General features: G+C 62.4%; 18 protein-coding genes and 1 riboswitch. Of the genes, 12 read left to right on the forward strand and 6 right to left on the reverse strand.

The features are described 5' to 3' along the window. Positions 1-23 precede the first annotated feature (23 nt). Positions 24-1,181, reverse strand: coding sequence for a class C beta-lactamase (ampC, locus tag HFO71_RS03330; RefSeq protein WP_168259899.1), 1,158 nt, complete (start codon positions 1,179-1,181; stop codon positions 24-26). Between the two features lie 123 nt (positions 1,182-1,304). On the opposite strand from ampC, the gene HFO71_RS03335 reads away from it, so the two are divergent. Next, positions 1,305-2,189 (forward strand): LysR family transcriptional regulator, encoded by an 885-nt coding sequence (locus HFO71_RS03335; RefSeq protein WP_168259898.1) that lies wholly within the window; start codon positions 1,305-1,307, stop codon positions 2,187-2,189. Positions 2,190-2,255: 66 nt separating this feature from the next. Here the strand turns inward: HFO71_RS03335 and HFO71_RS03340 are convergent, their stop codons facing one another. Continuing rightward, on the reverse strand, positions 2,256-2,624 hold the full coding sequence (locus tag HFO71_RS03340) for an antibiotic biosynthesis monooxygenase family protein (protein WP_206118420.1): 369 nt from the start codon (positions 2,622-2,624) through the stop codon (positions 2,256-2,258). A gap of 97 nt (positions 2,625-2,721) precedes the next feature. On the opposite strand from HFO71_RS03340, the gene HFO71_RS03345 reads away from it, so the two are divergent. Then, positions 2,722-3,198: a MarR family winged helix-turn-helix transcriptional regulator gene (locus tag HFO71_RS03345; RefSeq protein WP_168259896.1), complete on the forward strand. Its 477-nt coding sequence runs from the start codon at positions 2,722-2,724 to the stop codon at positions 3,196-3,198. Further along, on the forward strand, positions 3,179-3,712 hold the full coding sequence (locus HFO71_RS03350) for a cytochrome b (RefSeq protein WP_168259895.1): 534 nt from the start codon (positions 3,179-3,181) through the stop codon (positions 3,710-3,712). The genes HFO71_RS03345 and HFO71_RS03350 overlap by 20 nt, the downstream gene beginning before the upstream one ends. Positions 3,713-3,992: 280 nt before the next feature. On the opposite strand, the gene HFO71_RS03355 is transcribed toward HFO71_RS03350, so the two are convergent. Together HFO71_RS03355 and HFO71_RS03360 are read right to left on the reverse strand one after the other, a co-directional pair. After that, positions 3,993-4,682, reverse strand: a complete 690-nt coding sequence (locus HFO71_RS03355) for a VOC family protein (RefSeq protein ID WP_168259894.1) — start codon at positions 4,680-4,682, stop codon at positions 3,993-3,995. 256 nt (positions 4,683-4,938) lie between these two features. After that, positions 4,939-5,373: a 6,7-dimethyl-8-ribityllumazine synthase gene (locus HFO71_RS03360; protein WP_077978672.1), complete on the reverse strand. Its 435-nt coding sequence runs from the start codon at positions 5,371-5,373 to the stop codon at positions 4,939-4,941. A 77-nt stretch (positions 5,374-5,450) separates the two neighbouring features. After that, positions 5,451-5,593: riboswitch (FMN riboswitch) on the reverse strand. A 246-nt stretch (positions 5,594-5,839) separates the two neighbouring features. Between HFO71_RS03360 and HFO71_RS03365 the strand changes: the two genes are divergently transcribed. Together HFO71_RS03365 and HFO71_RS03370 are read left to right on the forward strand one after the other, a co-directional pair. Further along, positions 5,840-6,286 carry an SRPBCC family protein gene (locus tag HFO71_RS03365; RefSeq protein ID WP_020050677.1) on the forward strand — a complete coding sequence of 149 codons (447 nt, stop codon included), beginning with the start codon at positions 5,840-5,842 and terminating at the stop codon, positions 6,284-6,286. Positions 6,287-6,472: 186 nt separating this feature from the next. Beyond that, entirely contained in the window at positions 6,473-6,781 is a 309-nt protein-coding gene (locus HFO71_RS03370) for a GCG_CRPN prefix-to-repeats domain-containing protein (RefSeq protein ID WP_077978671.1), read from the forward strand. A 114-nt stretch (positions 6,782-6,895) separates the two neighbouring features. Here the strand turns inward: HFO71_RS03370 and HFO71_RS03375 are convergent, their stop codons facing one another. Next, complete coding sequence (locus HFO71_RS03375) at positions 6,896-7,120, reverse strand: hypothetical protein (protein ID WP_017961130.1); 225 nt, start codon at positions 7,118-7,120, stop codon at positions 6,896-6,898. Positions 7,121-7,335: 215 nt separating this feature from the next. Here HFO71_RS03375 and HFO71_RS03380 point away from each other — a divergent pair, with 215 nt between their 5' ends. The 5 genes from HFO71_RS03380 (at position 7,336) to HFO71_RS03400 (ending at position 12,449) form a co-directional block, all read left to right on the forward strand. Next, on the forward strand, positions 7,336-8,439 hold the full coding sequence (locus HFO71_RS03380) for an adenylate/guanylate cyclase domain-containing protein (RefSeq protein ID WP_168259893.1): 1,104 nt from the start codon (positions 7,336-7,338) through the stop codon (positions 8,437-8,439). A gap of 155 nt (positions 8,440-8,594) precedes the next feature. Then, the gene (locus HFO71_RS03385) at positions 8,595-9,563 is read left to right on the forward strand and encodes an ABC transporter substrate-binding protein (protein ID WP_206987781.1); all 969 of its coding nucleotides are present in this window, start codon (positions 8,595-8,597) and stop codon (positions 9,561-9,563) included. 20 nt (positions 9,564-9,583) lie between these two features. Continuing rightward, positions 9,584-10,588 carry a FecCD family ABC transporter permease gene (locus tag HFO71_RS03390; RefSeq protein WP_077978668.1) on the forward strand — a complete coding sequence of 335 codons (1,005 nt, stop codon included), beginning with the start codon at positions 9,584-9,586 and terminating at the stop codon, positions 10,586-10,588. Continuing rightward, positions 10,585-11,622, forward strand: a complete 1,038-nt coding sequence (locus tag HFO71_RS03395; protein ID WP_077978667.1) for a FecCD family ABC transporter permease — start codon at positions 10,585-10,587, stop codon at positions 11,620-11,622. The genes HFO71_RS03390 and HFO71_RS03395 overlap by 4 nt, the downstream gene beginning before the upstream one ends. An 8-nt stretch (positions 11,623-11,630) precedes the next feature. Continuing rightward, positions 11,631-12,449 carry an ABC transporter ATP-binding protein gene (locus HFO71_RS03400; protein WP_077978666.1) on the forward strand — a complete coding sequence of 273 codons (819 nt, stop codon included), beginning with the start codon at positions 11,631-11,633 and terminating at the stop codon, positions 12,447-12,449. On the opposite strand, the gene HFO71_RS03405 is transcribed toward HFO71_RS03400, so the two are convergent. Beyond that, on the reverse strand, positions 12,430-13,113 hold the full coding sequence (locus HFO71_RS03405) for a class I SAM-dependent methyltransferase (RefSeq protein WP_168259890.1): 684 nt from the start codon (positions 13,111-13,113) through the stop codon (positions 12,430-12,432). The two genes, HFO71_RS03400 and HFO71_RS03405, sit on opposite strands and share 20 nt — an antisense overlap. A gap of 158 nt (positions 13,114-13,271) precedes the next feature. Here HFO71_RS03405 and HFO71_RS03410 point away from each other — a divergent pair, with 158 nt between their 5' ends. Beyond that, the gene (locus tag HFO71_RS03410; protein WP_077978664.1) at positions 13,272-13,922 is read left to right on the forward strand and encodes an ArsR/SmtB family transcription factor; all 651 of its coding nucleotides are present in this window, start codon (positions 13,272-13,274) and stop codon (positions 13,920-13,922) included. After that, a complete protein-coding gene (locus HFO71_RS03415) occupies positions 13,919-15,154 on the forward strand; it encodes an MFS transporter (RefSeq protein WP_168257927.1) in 1,236 nt (411 codons plus the stop codon). Before HFO71_RS03410 ends, HFO71_RS03415 begins: the two co-directional genes overlap by 4 nt. The last annotated feature ends 84 nt before the right edge of the window (positions 15,155-15,238 follow it).

Raw genomic sequence — 15,238 nt, forward strand, 5'->3', positions numbered from 1 at the left:
ACTTTTCGGCATCATGCTCTGGATCAACGCGCCGAAGTTATATCAGTCAGTATTTGGTAAGCGGCGGAGACACGGTCCTCGTTGGGATAGTTTTTGTTGGCCAGAATGACGATGCCGAGCCGCTCTTTCGGGACGAACGCGACATATGCGGCGAAACCATTCGTTGAGCCGGTTTTATTGATCCACACATCGTCGCGCGGTTTCATTGCGGGCATCAGTTGCTTGACGGGAATGGTCTTGAGCATCGCGCTGGAATTGTTGTCCATCAACGTCGTCAATGTCGCGGGATAGGAATACTGTTCCCAAATAAGGTCCTGGGTCATCGCGCCGACATCGAAGTATCCCCTGTGCGTATTGGTGATCGCCTGCCGGAGCTTATCGTCCAATTCGACCAGTCCCATGTTCGCCTCGATGAACCGGATCATATCGCCTGCTGTGGATTTTACTCCATAGGCCTCGGACGAAAGAGTGGCGGGTGTCATCCGAGCCGGCTCGCCGCTTCGCTTGTAGCCTTGGGCATAGTCGGCCATTTTCGATTTCGGCACATTGATATACGTGCTCGTCAACCCGAGAGAAGCAAACAATTGGTCTTCCATAAGAGCTGCGAAGTCTTTGCCCATGCTTTTTGCCGTTATATATCCGAGCGCGCCGATGCTTGGATTGGCGTATGTTCGGTGCGTTCCGCCGGCATGTGATGGTTTCCAGCCTGCGAAATACTCCATCAGCTGTTTTTCGGTTTTGACTTCATCGGGAACTTGCAGCGGAAATCCGCCAGCCGTGTGCGTGCCCAAATTCATCAGCGCGACATCGCCGAAGGGTCTTCCTTTCATAGCCGGAAGATATTTGCTTGCCTTGTCCGACAGCGAAAGCCGGCCGGTCACGTCCGCGTAAGAGGTGAGGGTGACTGTAAACGTTTTGCTGATCGATCCCAGTTCGAACATGGTCGCCGAGGTGACGGGCCTGCCTGTGTCCTTCGACTCGACACCGTAGTTGAAGATGTGGTCCTTTCCGTCAACGGCGATGGCGACGGCCAAGCCCGGAATGCCGTATTTATCGATGATTGGTTTTATCGCGGCGTCCGAGATGGCTTTCAGTTTCATCTCGTCGGCCGCAAAGCCGCTTGTGGAAATGCATGTCGAGACCAAGGTGGCCGATAGAGTTTTTATCCAACTACGATTCATTTTCATCCTCCGCAGGCAGCTTTTCATCAGCGCAAAAGCGCATGGGAACGGCATTTAACGGCACTGTTTTGTGGCGGCAAACGATGATATCTCGGAGGAGATCCAAGAAAATCTAGGGCTAAGATGGTTCGGCAATTCCTCCCTTTAAATGGCCTGAGGGCTTTCGAAGCATCGGCAAGACATCTCAGCTTCACCCGGGCCGCGATCGAGCTTTGTGTTACCCAGGCGGCTGTCAGCCAGCAGGTCAAAAGCCTGGAGAAGCGATTGGGGGCTGCGCTTTTTCAGCGTCTTCCAAGAGGCTTGAAAATCACCGCAGAAGGCGAAGCTCTTTTGCCGACCCTGACCAATTCCTTCGATCAGATGGCGATCACGCTGGACCGGATTGAAGCCGGGCAGGTTCGGGAATTGCTGTTCCTGGGCGTGGTCGGGACGTTTGCCGTCGGCTGGTTGTTGCCAAGGCTTTCGGATTTTCAACGGCAGCACCCGTTCATCGATGTGCGCATTTCGACAAACAATAATCGCGTCGATATGGCGGCCGAGGGGCTGGACTTTGCCATTCGCTTCGGAAGCGGTTCCTGGCATGGCACAGAGGCACTGCGTCTGTTCGACGCTCCGCTCACTCCTCTGTGCACGCCCAAATTGGCCGAGCGTTTAAGGTCGCCTGCAGACCTGGTCGAGGCGACGCTTTTGCGGAGCTACAGGGCGGACGAATGGAGCACGTGGTTTGCGGCAGCGAACGTTCCGCCGGCGGCACAGATAAACGCCGGTATCGTCTTCGACTCTTCCCTCGCCATGATGGAGGCGGCCCTACAAGGACTGGGGATCGCTCTGGCGCCGCCGTCGATGTTTTCAAGACATCTATCCTCGGGGGCTATAAGACAACCTTTTCCTACGACCATATCGTTGGGGAGCTATTGGCTGACCCGACTGCAATCGAGGCCGCCAACAGCGGCCATGCTCGCATTTTCCGATTGGATGACGTCGCAGATGTCTCCCGCATCGCAATGACGGCTTCCGGCGAGCCGGAGGCCGAGATCATCCCGACGCTCAAGGGGTCGGCGCCGGTCGCTTTGCTTACGCCACACAGATGCCCGGCACCGCAACCTTCTGGAAGAGATGCGGGGAGGCGACCGCCGATGACGGATAGACCGAGAGCTTCGCCCGAAACTCCGGATGCGAAAATGCCGCCCGGAAATCGGCGGTCGATTCCCAGACGGCATAATTGAGATAAGCGGGACTTTCGCCGATGGCTCGATGCATCTGGGTCGAGATGAAGCCCGGCTGCCGTTTCATGAAAGCCGCATCGGCCTGCCAGGCATCAAGGAAGGCCTGCTCGTCGGCCTTGTCGAGCGTGAAGAGGTTGATGAGGATGATCGCGGAGGCATCGATCGCGATTTGGCGATCGATCGGGAAGGCGGGGTCCATCGGGCGCATGAGCGACATGGTCGACTCCATCTGGTTTGGTTACATGATGTCAATCTGGTGATACGATACATATTCAATTTGACACTATGATGTCAATATAGCTATATGGTGACAAATGCGAGAACCCCGACGGACCCCGGCTGGAACAGCCTTGACCGACCTCATTCTGGATCTCTTCCGGCTCAACAACCGGATGATCAACGCGGGCGACAAGCTTGTCGACGGGCTCGGCCTGACCAGCGCCCGCTGGCAAGTTCTCGGCACCGTCGTCACAGCAGGCCGGCCACAGCCGGTTGCGTGGCTGGCACGCGACATGGGGGCCAACCGCCAGAACGTCCAGCGCATCGTCAACGATCTGGAGAAGGAAGGGCTTCTGGCGTTCCAGCCCAACCCGCACCACCGGCGGGCACAGCTCGTCGTGCTGACGGACAAGGGAAAACAGGCATACGAAACCGCCATGCGCCTGCAGGCTCCCTGGGTCGACATGCTCTCGGAAGGGCTTCAGGTCGAGGATCTCGAAACCACGCATGCCGTCATGAAGGCGCTGCGCAGCAAACTGGAAGGACATGGAGATGTTGAAGAGCAGGCCTGACCGCTATGGCGCAATAGCGGTCTCGATCCACTGGTTGAGTGCGATTCTGATCCTGGCGCTGCTCGGCTCCGGCTTCCGGGCCGCCAACGCCATGGATGCCGCGACCAAGGCAGGGCTGCTGCGCTTCCACATTCCGGTGGCGATCGTCGTCCTGCTTCTGACGGCTCTTCGCATTGTCTGGTGGTGGCGTTTCGATCGCAAGCCTGCGCCGGTGCAGGCATCGCCTCGCTGGCAGGAGCGGCTGGCGGTCTTTGTTCACGTCGCCTTCTACATTTTCATTCTTGGCATGGTTGCCAGCGGTATCGGAATGATGATCCTCAGCGATGCTGCTCCCGCCGTCTTCGGGGCAGCCGGCGCCACACTTCCTGATTTCACCGCCTATCCGCCGCGTGGCCCGCATGGGTTCGGTGCCTTCCTGCTTGTCGGCCTGCTGGTCTTCCATGCGGGCGCCGCGCTCTATCACCAGTTCGTCCGCGGCGATCACCTGCTGCGGCGGATGTGGTATGGCGGTTGAGATCCAGCCGCCGTCGATGTCTAATGGCTCGATATCTAAAGTTTGGCTTCTCGAAGATCTGTCGGGTGGCCTCGCTCGGGCCTGACTGAGGAGACGCAGATCGCCAAGCCGGCAAGGAGCTGGCCAGTGCCACGCCCAGTTCGACGATCAACGGCAGCGGGACTGGCTCGATGGTATGGTGACCGCTGTGTGCCAAGAAGGCGCGATAAAGCACCGCGCCGTTGCCCGCCGAGACGCTTCTCAAATGATGTCACCGTCTACGTGACGCCGCCGCTCTTGCCTATAGGGGCAGCTGCTTGCCGGCCTGTTCGCTGACCATGTATTCGGCGTACCAGTCCGGCCAGTTCTCGTCGTGTTTGCCGCCGTTCCGTTTCTCGTGTTCGCCGTGCGCGGTCGCCGCACGGCGCATGGCTGATGCGAGATCGGTCGACGTCGTGAATGTCGTCCCGTCGGCGTCGATGCGTCCCGGCAGGCGCGTGGTGACTTCCTGAAACAGCCAGCCGTTGCCATCGGGATCCTTGAAGGAGGCAAAGGAGCGGTAGCTGCGGTGATCGGGATCGCGGCCGGCAATGCGGAGCCGCCCGAACAGATAGGGTTCGTCCTTGCCGGCATAGACGCCGGCTGCATCATGGAAGACTTCGCTGACCTCGACGCCGCGGGCGATCAAGTCGCGGCGGGCGGCCTCGATGTCGGAGACGATAAGATAGAGCCCCTGAGCGGAGCCGGGGGCGGCGGCGGTGACGTTCTTGCCGAAGATGATCGCGCAGCCGGAGCCCGGCGGCGTAAACTGGATCACCCGAAAGTCGGCATCATTGGCGAAGTCGGCGTCGAGCCGCCAGCCCAGGTCGTCATAAAAACGTTTGGCGCGGTCGACGTCGGAAACGGGGATGACGACCACCTCGAGCTTGGTATCGACGGGCTGTGTTCTCGGGGTCTCAATGGGGGGTTCGCTGCGCAGTGCATTGCTCATCTTAAGCTCCTTGGGTTCTGGATGTCTTGAGAATTGCGGACACGTGACGGTCAAGTTGACCACGGCGCGGTGGGGTCGTCGAATCAATTATTCTGTCTGATTTGGCCGGTATTGGCGGAGTCCGCTGCGACACACGGCGCGTCGCTCTCGATTCGTGCGGTTGGTGAGGGCATGTCGTCCGTGAGGCGGCGGGGTCGGATCCCCGCCACCTTCGTCTGTCGTCCTGCGGCTCGTCGAGCCGGCGTGCAGGAAGTTCTTACGCGGCGAGAGCGGCGCGGGTTTTGCCGATCGTCAGAGCCGCCTTTGCTGCCTCGCGCCCTTTCTCGACGAAATGTGCGCGGTAGATCTGTTTGTGGTGCTCGGTTTCCTGATACTGATGCGGCGTCAGCGAAACCGACAGCACCGGCACACCGGTATCCATGCCGGCGCGCATCAGCCCATCGACGACGGCCTGGGCGACGAATTCGTGGCGGTAGATTCCGCCGTCGACGACGAAGGCGGCGGCAACGACAGCGGCATAGCGTCCGGTTGCCGCAAGATCGCGCGACAGCAGCGGCATTTCGAATGCGCCGGGAACATCGAACACATCGATCTGCTCGGGCGGAATAAGCTGATGGAAGCCATCTAGGGCGCGGTCGACGATATCGGCGTGCCAGCTGGCTTTGACGAAGGCATAGCGGGTGGGTGTCATGGTAATCTCCTTTGGCGAACAGACACATCACCCAAGGCGATCACGAACGTCCCCGACAGCCGCAGGGCGGCAGGAACGCACGTTCTCTTTCATCCGGACTATGACCGTCGGCTCAGGCATCTCACCTGATCTGCTGACCCTTCCTGAGAAGGCGCTCGCGGGCTCGCAATCTAAATTGCATACCGCCGGTAGGGACTTGCACCCCGCCCTGAGAACGGCGCGAACAATAGGGGGAAGGTGACGGGCTGGCAATAGGTCGAAATGCTTGGCGGCCAATGCAGCATCAGCGCTCCCGACCCGGCGATTTCGCTTGTTGGTCGATCGCGACGGGCAAGCCCTCTTGCGGAGGATGGGCTTGCGCCTACATGCTGTGCGTGAGGATATTCACGTCAGAATAGCACGGCAAGACAGGCTGCGCCGTCTCCACCGGAGACGGGCAGGGCCGTGGAAACCATGGGAGAGAGAGATGCAAGACCCCTTTGTCGTCCACCGCGAGGCGCATATCGCGGCGCCGCCGGCTGCGGTGTTCGCGTTGATGACCGACCCGGAAAAGATCCTGCGCTGGATGGGAACGGAAGCGCAGGTCGAGCCGCAGCCCGGCGGGCTCTATCTCGTCAACGTTACCGGCGCGCGCTTTGCGCGCGGCTCGTTTCGCGAGGTGGTGCCGGTTCATCGCCTTGCCTACAGCTTCGGCTGGGACGGCAGCGAGGTGGTGCCGCCGGGGTCGAGCCTAGTCGAGATCGACCTGATCGAGCAGGGGGGCGGAACGCTGCTGCGGCTCACCCACAGCGGCCTGCCGAGCGCCGAGCAATGCGCCGGCCATGCGGAAGGCTGGGCACATTATCTCGGACGGCTGACCGAGGTCGCCGCCGGGGGGGATCCGGGTCCCGATCCTTTTTACGGCAGGACATGAACAATTTTTTGCGGGCGGCGGGGCGGTTCTGAAGCGCTTGCCGTTGCGACAACAGCGGTCGGCGAGCGCTCGGACCAGCCGTGCGGAAGCGCTTCTTTTTCTCCCGCAAACATGAACGCGCAGTTCATCTCCAGTTCAATTTGGCGGTCATAAGGTGTGGACGGCTGGATTGAAATGGAGTTCTCGATGAAGGCACTTTCTATCGCGGCTGCCTTGCTCGCTGGCAGCCTCTCGTTCGGCACAGCGCAGGCGATGCCGATGGGGACAATCAATGTCCAGAGCAATGTCACAAAGGTCGACTACGCCTGCGGTCGCGGCTGGCATCTGACGCGCTGGGGCGAATGCCGACGAAACTGGCGCCGCCCACCGCCGGTAGCTTTCTACGGTGGCCCGCCCCGCTGGGGCTGGGAGCGGCGTCACCGGGATTGGGATGGTCCGCGCTGGCGCCATGAGCGGCGCTGGGATCGCGACCGCCGTTGGCGGGATGATGACTAAGGGTCTTGCTTAGTTGGAGATGGACGAAGGCCGGGGCGATTTTCGCCCGGCCTTTTCTGATGAGACAGCTTCACGACGCTGACCGGCAGCGTCCTCCCGATTTGTCCGATACGGTCAGATCCTGCTGACGAGCCAGTACTTGTCGTCGATCAGCTCCTCGAGCTCGACCGGGTCCTTGACGCCGAATTCGAACCATTCGACGAGTTCCTTCGCCTTGCGGCTGCTCTCCTCCGCCGTCAGCTCGACCTGATGTCTTTCGCACCATCGCCTAAGGATCGACGTCAGCAGCGTCATGTCATTCCCATCCAGCGGATCTTTCGGCCAGAATATCGTGCCCATCGCACCCCTCAATCACACGATGACGAACGACCCTATAGTGGAATCAAAGTCGCGCAAGTTTAAAGTGTTTATTTTTTGTTTTCCACCACGCCGAATGGTTTTCGACAGCCGATGCGGACGGCCTTTGCGGGCGACAGGCCGAGTCGCTGGAAACGTCCCCACGATCACCCGGGGATGTCCTTGCGGATGTCCACGTGGGCGTGCGATGTTAAGCGATGGATCTGCCGTCTCCCCTTGCCTGGCTGGTTGATGAGGCCGGAGCCTCGCCTGGTCCCGAACGGTTTCTGGCCGAACTCGGGCGCCGGCTGCTGGCCGACGGACTGCCGCTTTCCGGCGGCACGCTGACGCTTTCGGTGCCGCATCCGATCATTGCACGGCGCACCTGGCTATGGCGGGCCGAGACCGGTGCTGTCATCGAGGCGCTGGCCTTTGCCGCGGCTCCGCAGAGCGAGGCCGGGCGCGACTGGCTGACCGCGCTCGGGCCGGTATGGGAGGAGCGAATAGGGCCTTCGCAGGATAGTCCCATGCTCGACTGGGCGGGTATCGACAACCGGGCAGGGTCGGGCGCATTCGCTCCGGCCGACGCCGACCGGCTGCGCGAGGTTGCGCGTTTTGCCGCCGCACCACTCGCAGCACTCGCGGCGCGGGAGGCGCGGGCAGCTCTGCTCGAAGCCTATCTCGGCCGGCGTAGTGCCGCCCGGGTGCAGGCCGGCGAGCTTGCCCGCGGCACCGGCGAGACCATCCGTGCCGCTCTTCTCTGCGCCGATCTGCGCGATTTCACCGCGCTTTCGGAGGTGACCGAGCCGCACGCAATGATCGCCACATTGGACGCTTGGTTCGATCGTGTGGCAGGCGCCGTGCACGCCTTCGGCGGCGAGGTGCTGAAATTCATGGGCGACGGTGTGCTGGCGATCTTTCCGGTCACGGCTGGGTCGGTCGAGGCAGACGCTGGCCGAGGGGATCGCGAGGCCTGCGAGGCCGCCCTTCGCGCGGTTGCCGCGAGCCGTGCCGGCATGGCCCATCTCGACCAGATACGCCTGGCGCAGGGGCTGGCGCCGCTGCCCTTCGGCGCAGCATTGCATTTCGGCGAAATCCTGTGGGGCAATATCGGCGCGGCCGACCGGCTGGATTTCACCGCCATCGGCCCCGCCGTCAATCTGGTCAGCCGGCTGGAAGGGCTCTGCAAGCCGCTCGGCCGAAGCGTGCTGATCTCGGGCGCGGTGGCAGCGAATACGGCGACGGCGCTGACGCCGCTCGGAGAGCATACCTTGCGCGGCATTGCCGACCCTTGTGCGGTGTTCACGCTGCCGGCGGATTGAGCCGTCAACAGGACACTGCCCGATGGAGTTGGATATGCAACGGTTTCTTCCAGTTGCGATTTGTCCACCCGGGAAATCGCACCGCAAAATCATGATTGTGAAACTCCGCTTTTTTAGCTAAAGCCTGTCCGCACATCGCACGGGAGGTTTCACGCATGGCTCGATACACACGCACGTTTTTCTCTGCTCTGGGTCTGTCTGCAATTCTGATGGCAGGGGCCGCTCGGGCCGAAGAGGGCAAGAAAGACTCGATCGTTGACGACCGCGGCGTCACCGTCGAAGTCCCGGCGCAGCCGAAGCGCATTGCCTCGATTTCCTATTTCGCCGATGACGTCGCGCTGGCGCTCGGCATCAAGCCCGTTGCGAGCACCTATATGACGGCGGGCCGCGAACCCGATTTCCTGCTCGGCCTGACCTCCGGGATGAAGCAGATCGGCCAGCGTGCCAAACCCAATCTGGAACTTCTTTCCGAAGCCAAGCCGGACCTGATCATCGCGATCCGCCGCTATACCGTCGGCAACGCGGCGCAGCTGCAGAACATCGCCCCCTATGTCGCTTACAATATGGAACTGCTCGAAGAGAGCTACAGCGAAACCGCCGCGCTTTCGATGCTGCTCGGCAAGCCCGAACGCGGCGAGCAGCTGAATGCCGATTTCCGCAAGCATCTTGCAGAGTACGCAGCCAAGGCGCCGAAGGATGTTCATCCCCGCTTCCTGATCATGTGGGGTGGCGCAACACCTTTCGCCTTCCACACGGAAAATACCTCGGCTTCGATCGTCGCCGCAATCGGCGGTGACAATATTCCGGGGCCGAAGAGCCCAGGTGGTGAATTCGGCATCGATCTCAGCCTCGAAACCATGCTGGAGAAGGATCCCGAGGTCATCTTCATCTATGATTCCGGCCCGGATCGCCCGCATGAGAGCAATCCGATCTGGTCGCAGCTGTCGGCGGTCAAGAACAACCGGGTCTTCTATGTCGGCGACCAGTGGGTCGAGACCAACGGCCCGATCGCCCGCGAAATCGTCCTGCGCGAGGCGGCACATTATCTCTATCCCGATACGTTCCCGGCCATTGATGTCAAAGCGGAGGCCGCCAAGCTGATCCCCGCCGAACTACAGAACTAAAGCTCAGGAAAAGACCTGCGATGAGCCCCCGGCAATCGTTCCTGGCCATAGGGCTCATCGTCGTTGCTTCCATGCTGGCCGTGATGCTCGGATTGCTGGTCGGCGCAAAGCCGATTTCGATCGAGACGGCGGTCCGCGTGCTCCTCGCACCCGATGGGAAGATCGAATCCATCCTTGTTTGGACGCTGCGTCTGCCGCGCAGCCTGACGGCCGTTGCCGGCGGCGCGGGGCTTGCTGTTTCCGGCTACGTGCTGCAGACGCTGACGCGCAATCCTCTGGCTGATCCCGGCATCACCGGCGTGACATCGGGGGCGGTCGCGCCGATCGTCTGCTGTTTCGTGTTCGTGCCCTGGCTTTCGGCCGGCTATTATCCCTTCATCGGCCTTGCCGGCGGGCTCGCGGCTGCCTCGGTGACATTCTGGGTGTCGCGCGGCGGGCAGGGGCGGCCGCTGCAGCTTGCGCTAGGCGGCGTCAGCGTCTCGCTCTTCCTCGGCGCGATCACCACCTATGTGCTTTTACTAACCGGGCCCCAATCGGCATCGCTGCTCTTCTGGCTGGCCGGCGGCTTCCAGGGGCGCACCTGGTCGCACCTCCTCTACATGCTGCCCTGGACGGTCGCCGGCGTCGCCGGTGCGCTCGTTCTCCGGCGCGTCATCGGCATGTTCATGCTGAGCGATCATGCGGCGGCCGGCATGGGGCTTCAGCTCGGCCTGTGGAAACCGCTCATCCTCATTCTCGCCGTCATCCCGGTGGCGGGGGTCGCGCCGGTCGCCGGGCCGGTCGCCTTCGTCGGCCTTGCCGCTCCCCATATTGCCCGGCTGCTCAAACCGCGGGGCACGGGATGGGAGATCGGATTATCCGCCGCCCTCGGCGCGCTGATCGTCACGGTCGCCGACGTTATCGCCCGCAGTGTCGCCATTCCGCGCGAGCTGCCGGTCGGCATCATCACCGCGCTGCTCGGCGGTCCCGTCTTCATTTACCTCATCCAGCGCGGGCAGCTCAACCTTGCGGGTGAAACGCGATGACCGCTTCGGTTTCGACAAAGGTTGGCTTCTCGGCCGCATGGATGGTTGCCGCGCTCGCCGCATTGGCGGTCTTGTCGCTTGCCGCCGCGATCTTCCTCGGCGTCGCCGATATTCCGATGGCGGATGTTGTAGCCGTGCTGACCGGCGGCGGATCCTCTGAATCGCGTTCGATCATTCTCGATATCCGGCTTCCGCGCATCGTCACCGGCATTCTGGCTGGCATCCATTTTTCGCTGGCGGGATATCTGTTACAGACCATCACCCGCAATCCGCTTGCCGACCCGTCGCTGATGGGTGTGTCGCAAGGGGCGACGCTCTCCGTCACGATCTTCCTGCTGTTCACCGTCTATATCTTCCAGCCCGGCTCGAACACGCTTGCCGAGCTGCCGGTCGCATGGCTGCCCGCCGCCGGGCTCGCCGGCGGCATGCTCTCCGGCGGCGCCATCTATCTGCTGGCCTTTCGGCTCGGCTTGAGTGCGCTGCGCATCACGCTTTGCGGTGTGGCGGTCGGCGCGGTGCTGCATGCACTGGCGATCGGCCTCATCGCCGGATGGGGGTCGGCCCGCATCGAGATCATTCTCGAATGGCTTTCGGGCAGCCTTTACGCCCGCAGCTGGGATCACGCGCTCTTCCTGCTGCCGTTCACGATCGCCGGACTGGCCATGTTGCCGGCCATTTACCGGCCGCTGATGCTGCTGCAATTCGATGCGCCTGTTGCCCGGTCCTTCGGACTTGCCTATCGGCGGCAGTTCACGCTCGTGCTGATCGTGTCTTGCGCACTTGCGGCGAGCGCCGTCGGCGCGGTCGGTCCGGTCGTCTTCGTCGGACTCATCGTGCCGCACCTCGCCCGCTTTTTGGCGGGGAGGAATTTCATCCTGTCGCTTGCCCTGACGATCGTGCTCGGCGCCATCATCGTTACGCTCGGCGATCTCGCCGGCCGGCTGCTGGGACAGGCGGAGGAAATCCCAATCGGGGTGGTGACGGCTGTTTTCGGCGTGCCGCTTCTGCTCGCGCTGCTGCGCAAAACCATGTGAGGCCGAAAATGCCATTGTCCTGCTCTGACCTGTCGGTGATGTACGGCCAGCGAAAGGCTCTCACCAGCTTCAGCCTTTCGCTTGAAAAGGGCGAGATTCGAGCGCTGATCGGTCCGAACGGCTCGGGCAAGAGCACGGCGCTGCATGCGCTTGCAGGCCTGATCAAACCGGCGGAGGGCAAGGCGTCGCTGGACGGCGTTGCCGTCACCTCGATGTCGCGGCGGATGCTGGCGAGGAGGTTGGCATTCTTGCCGCAACAGCCAGCCGCACCGGACGAGATGACTGTCGCCCAACTCGTCCGGCAGGGCCGCTATCCGCATGTCGGTCTGTTCCGCTCCTATGACAGCGGCGACGAGATGGCGATCGAATGGGCGCTCGAAAGCACCGGACTTACAGGACTTGCCGATCGCAGCCTTCGGGAACTGTCCGGGGGCGAGCGGCAAAGGGCGTGGATATCAGCCGCCCTTGCGCAGGAAGCGGAGATCCTGTTGCTCGATGAGCCGACGTCCTTCCTCGATATCGGCTATCAGGTCGAAGTGCTTGACTTGGTGCATCGTCTGAGCCGGGAAAAGGGCGTCACCGTCATCATGGCGATCCACGACATCAACCAGGCAATCGCCGTCAGTGACCGCATCTCGCTGCTCGAAAAGGGACAGCTCAGATTTGACGGCGCACCGCACGAGCTGGCCGAATGCGACCTGATCCAGCAAATCTTCCGCGTCAGGGGCCGCTTCGTCCAGGTCGCTCCGGACAGCCCGCCGCATTTCGACGTCGAGCTCATGAGGCTTCAACGATCCGAAACTGGGATTAGCGCTTCACCAGTCTGAAGACGGTTTTAGTCTGGGTATAGTAGGTCAGCGCATCGGCGAAGTCCGGCGTCCAGCCGTCCGCGACGAAGGGAATGAAGCCGTCATATTCGAGCTTGCGGGCGGAGACGTCGAAGGCCGCCTTTTCGAAGGCGCGGCCATAATCAGTGATCGATCGATCCTGAACGACAGTATTCGTACGGTTGGCGACGAGCTCGCGCCATTTCGGCCAGAGCGGGTTGTCGGTATGGCATCCCGTCACCGCATAATAGACGCCGCCTGGCTTCAGCGCCCGCCAGATATCGGCGGCGTGGGAGTCGATATCGGGAACGAGGTAGATGACCTCGTGGCTGATGGCCAGATCGAATTCCTCAGCCCAGCCTTCCAGTTGGCCGCCAACCTGGTGCTGGATCGGCAGGTTGCCTTTCAGCGTCTCTGCCTTGGCGATCGAGGTTTCGGCGATGTCGATGCCGAGCGCCTTGCGGAATGGGCGCATCGCATAGAGATGTCGCAGCAGGCCGCCCTGATTGCACCCGAAATCAAGCACGCTCTTGTCGGTCAGGTCTCGCTCGACGATGAGGTCGGTCAGGTGGCGCCAGATTGGCGCATGTCCATCGGCCATCCTGTCTTCGGCATCGGGATCGATATACCACGTGCCGATGTTTTTCTGCGCTTCCTCAGCCATCCTCTTGCCCCTCGCATCATGCCGATCACGGTGACGGTCTTAAAATGCGTGGTCATGCTTGGCTAGATCAGAAGCCGGTTTTCGAGCGCCTTCCACAGCAGTCAAATTTTTGCAAAGAAAGTTTTGCAAAGATATGTTTGCGATTATATGCTTCGCGCATGAAACATCCGCACACCAAACCTGCCGCAGATGCCGCCGCTGCCCGCACCGTTAGCCGGGTCGTGCCCGAGCCGACCGCGCTGAAGGCGCTGGCGCATCCTGTCCGACTGCGCATGCTCGGCATGCTCAGGATCGATGGGCCTGCCACGGCGACGCAGCTTGCCGCGCGGCTCGGCCTGAACAGCGGCGCGACGAGCTATCATCTGCGCCAGCTTGCTCAGTACGGCTTCATCGAGGAGGCGCCGCATGCCTCGCGGCGCGACCGCTGGTGGCGCGCCAGCCATGAGCTGACCTCGGTGCCGCCAAGTGAGGCCGAAGGGGAGGCGCTCGATCTCGACATCGCCTTCAACCAGGCCGCACTCTCGCTGCAGGTCGGCCAGATGCAGCAGGCGCTGGAGGAATATGCCGAGCTGCCGGCTGAATGGCGCAAGGCGACGGCTGCCGACGACATCATCATCCCGATGACGGCGGTACAGGCTGAGGCCCTGACAAAACGGCTGAGCGACATCATCCTGGAGGCGATGCGGGCGGCCCCGCCGCTCGGGGAGGCGGTGTCGCAGGTTCCCGGCATGGTTCCCTTCTATGTCATGTTGCACGCCTTTCCCTATCCGGGCCGCGTTCCGCATCGCGAAGGTGAGGATAAGCAGTGAGACGGGGCGGGCCGTTCCTGGCGCTCGCGGCTGCGGAGACATTCTCGCTCTCCGGCACGCGGCTTTCGACCATCGCAATTCCCTGGCTGGTGCTGAGCACGACGGGCAGCCCGGTGCTGACAGGCCTGACGGCAATGATGGAGATGCTACCCTATGTTATCGCCAAGGCGCTCGGCGGACCGCTGATCGACCGCGCCGGCGCCAAGAGCATCGCCATCATCTGCGACACCGCCTCGGTGCTCGTGGTCGCTCTGGTGCCGCTTCTCGATCTCTTCGGCATGCTCGGCATGCCGGTGCTGCTGCCGCTCGTCTTTGCCATGGGCGTGCTGCGCGGCCCCTCCGATGCGGCCAAGCAGGCGATGGTTCCCGGTATCGCCACACTCGCCAATGTACCGCTCGAACGAGTGACCGGCGTTGCGAGCGCCATCGAGCGGCTGGCCTCGACGGCGGGTGCGGCCGGCGCCGGCGCTTTGATCGGGCTGATCGGCCCCGGCCAGGCGCTGCTCGTCAATGCCGCCACTTTCGCCGCCGCCGCGCTGATCGTTGCCGCTGGCATACCCGAGACGCGACGCACGCCCGCGCCCGAGACTCGACCGGTTGAGCGGGCTTCCTATATCGAGGATCTGCGCGAAGGCTGGCGCTTTCTGCGCGGCGATGCGGTGCTCGTCAGCATCGTCGCCATGGTGGCAGTTACCAATCTCTTCGACCAAGCCTATCATGCCGTGCTGCTGCCGGTCTGGACACGGGATGCCGGCCATGGCCCGGAGCTGCTCGGTGCGATGTTCGCCGCCTTCGCCGGCGCCTCGATCGCAGGCGCGGCGATTGCCGCGGCGATCGGCGAGCGCATGCCGCGACTGATGGTCTATACGGTGGCCTTCCTCCTGACCGGTTTTCCGCGCTTTCTCGTTCCGGCGCTGGACGCGCCCATCGGCCTCGTCTTTGCGACGCTCGCCATCGCAGGATTCGCGTCGGGCTTCCTCAATCCGATCCTGTCGGCGGTCATCTTCGAGCGTATCCCCAAGCCGCTGACTGGTCGCGTCACCGCATTGAACACCGCCCTCTGCTTCGCCCTCATCCCTTTCGGCGGCCTCGCCGGCGGCGCGCTGATCAGCACGCTCGGCCTTGCCGCGGCGCTGTTCCTGATGGGGATTGCCTATCTCGCGGCAACGCTTGCGCCGCTGGCGCTGAAGAGCTTTCGCGGGTTTGACAGGGCCTCGCCTGAAGTTGGCTGAAACGGGCCGGCTGATCGACCGGCCGGCTTGGCCGTAGAGCCGGGCTACGACACGCGCCGGCCGGTCGACCATCCGACTCCGTTT

The organism is Rhizobium laguerreae (genome assembly GCF_019778565.1).
Classification (GTDB): Bacteria; Pseudomonadota; Alphaproteobacteria; order Rhizobiales; family Rhizobiaceae; genus Rhizobium; species Rhizobium laguerreae.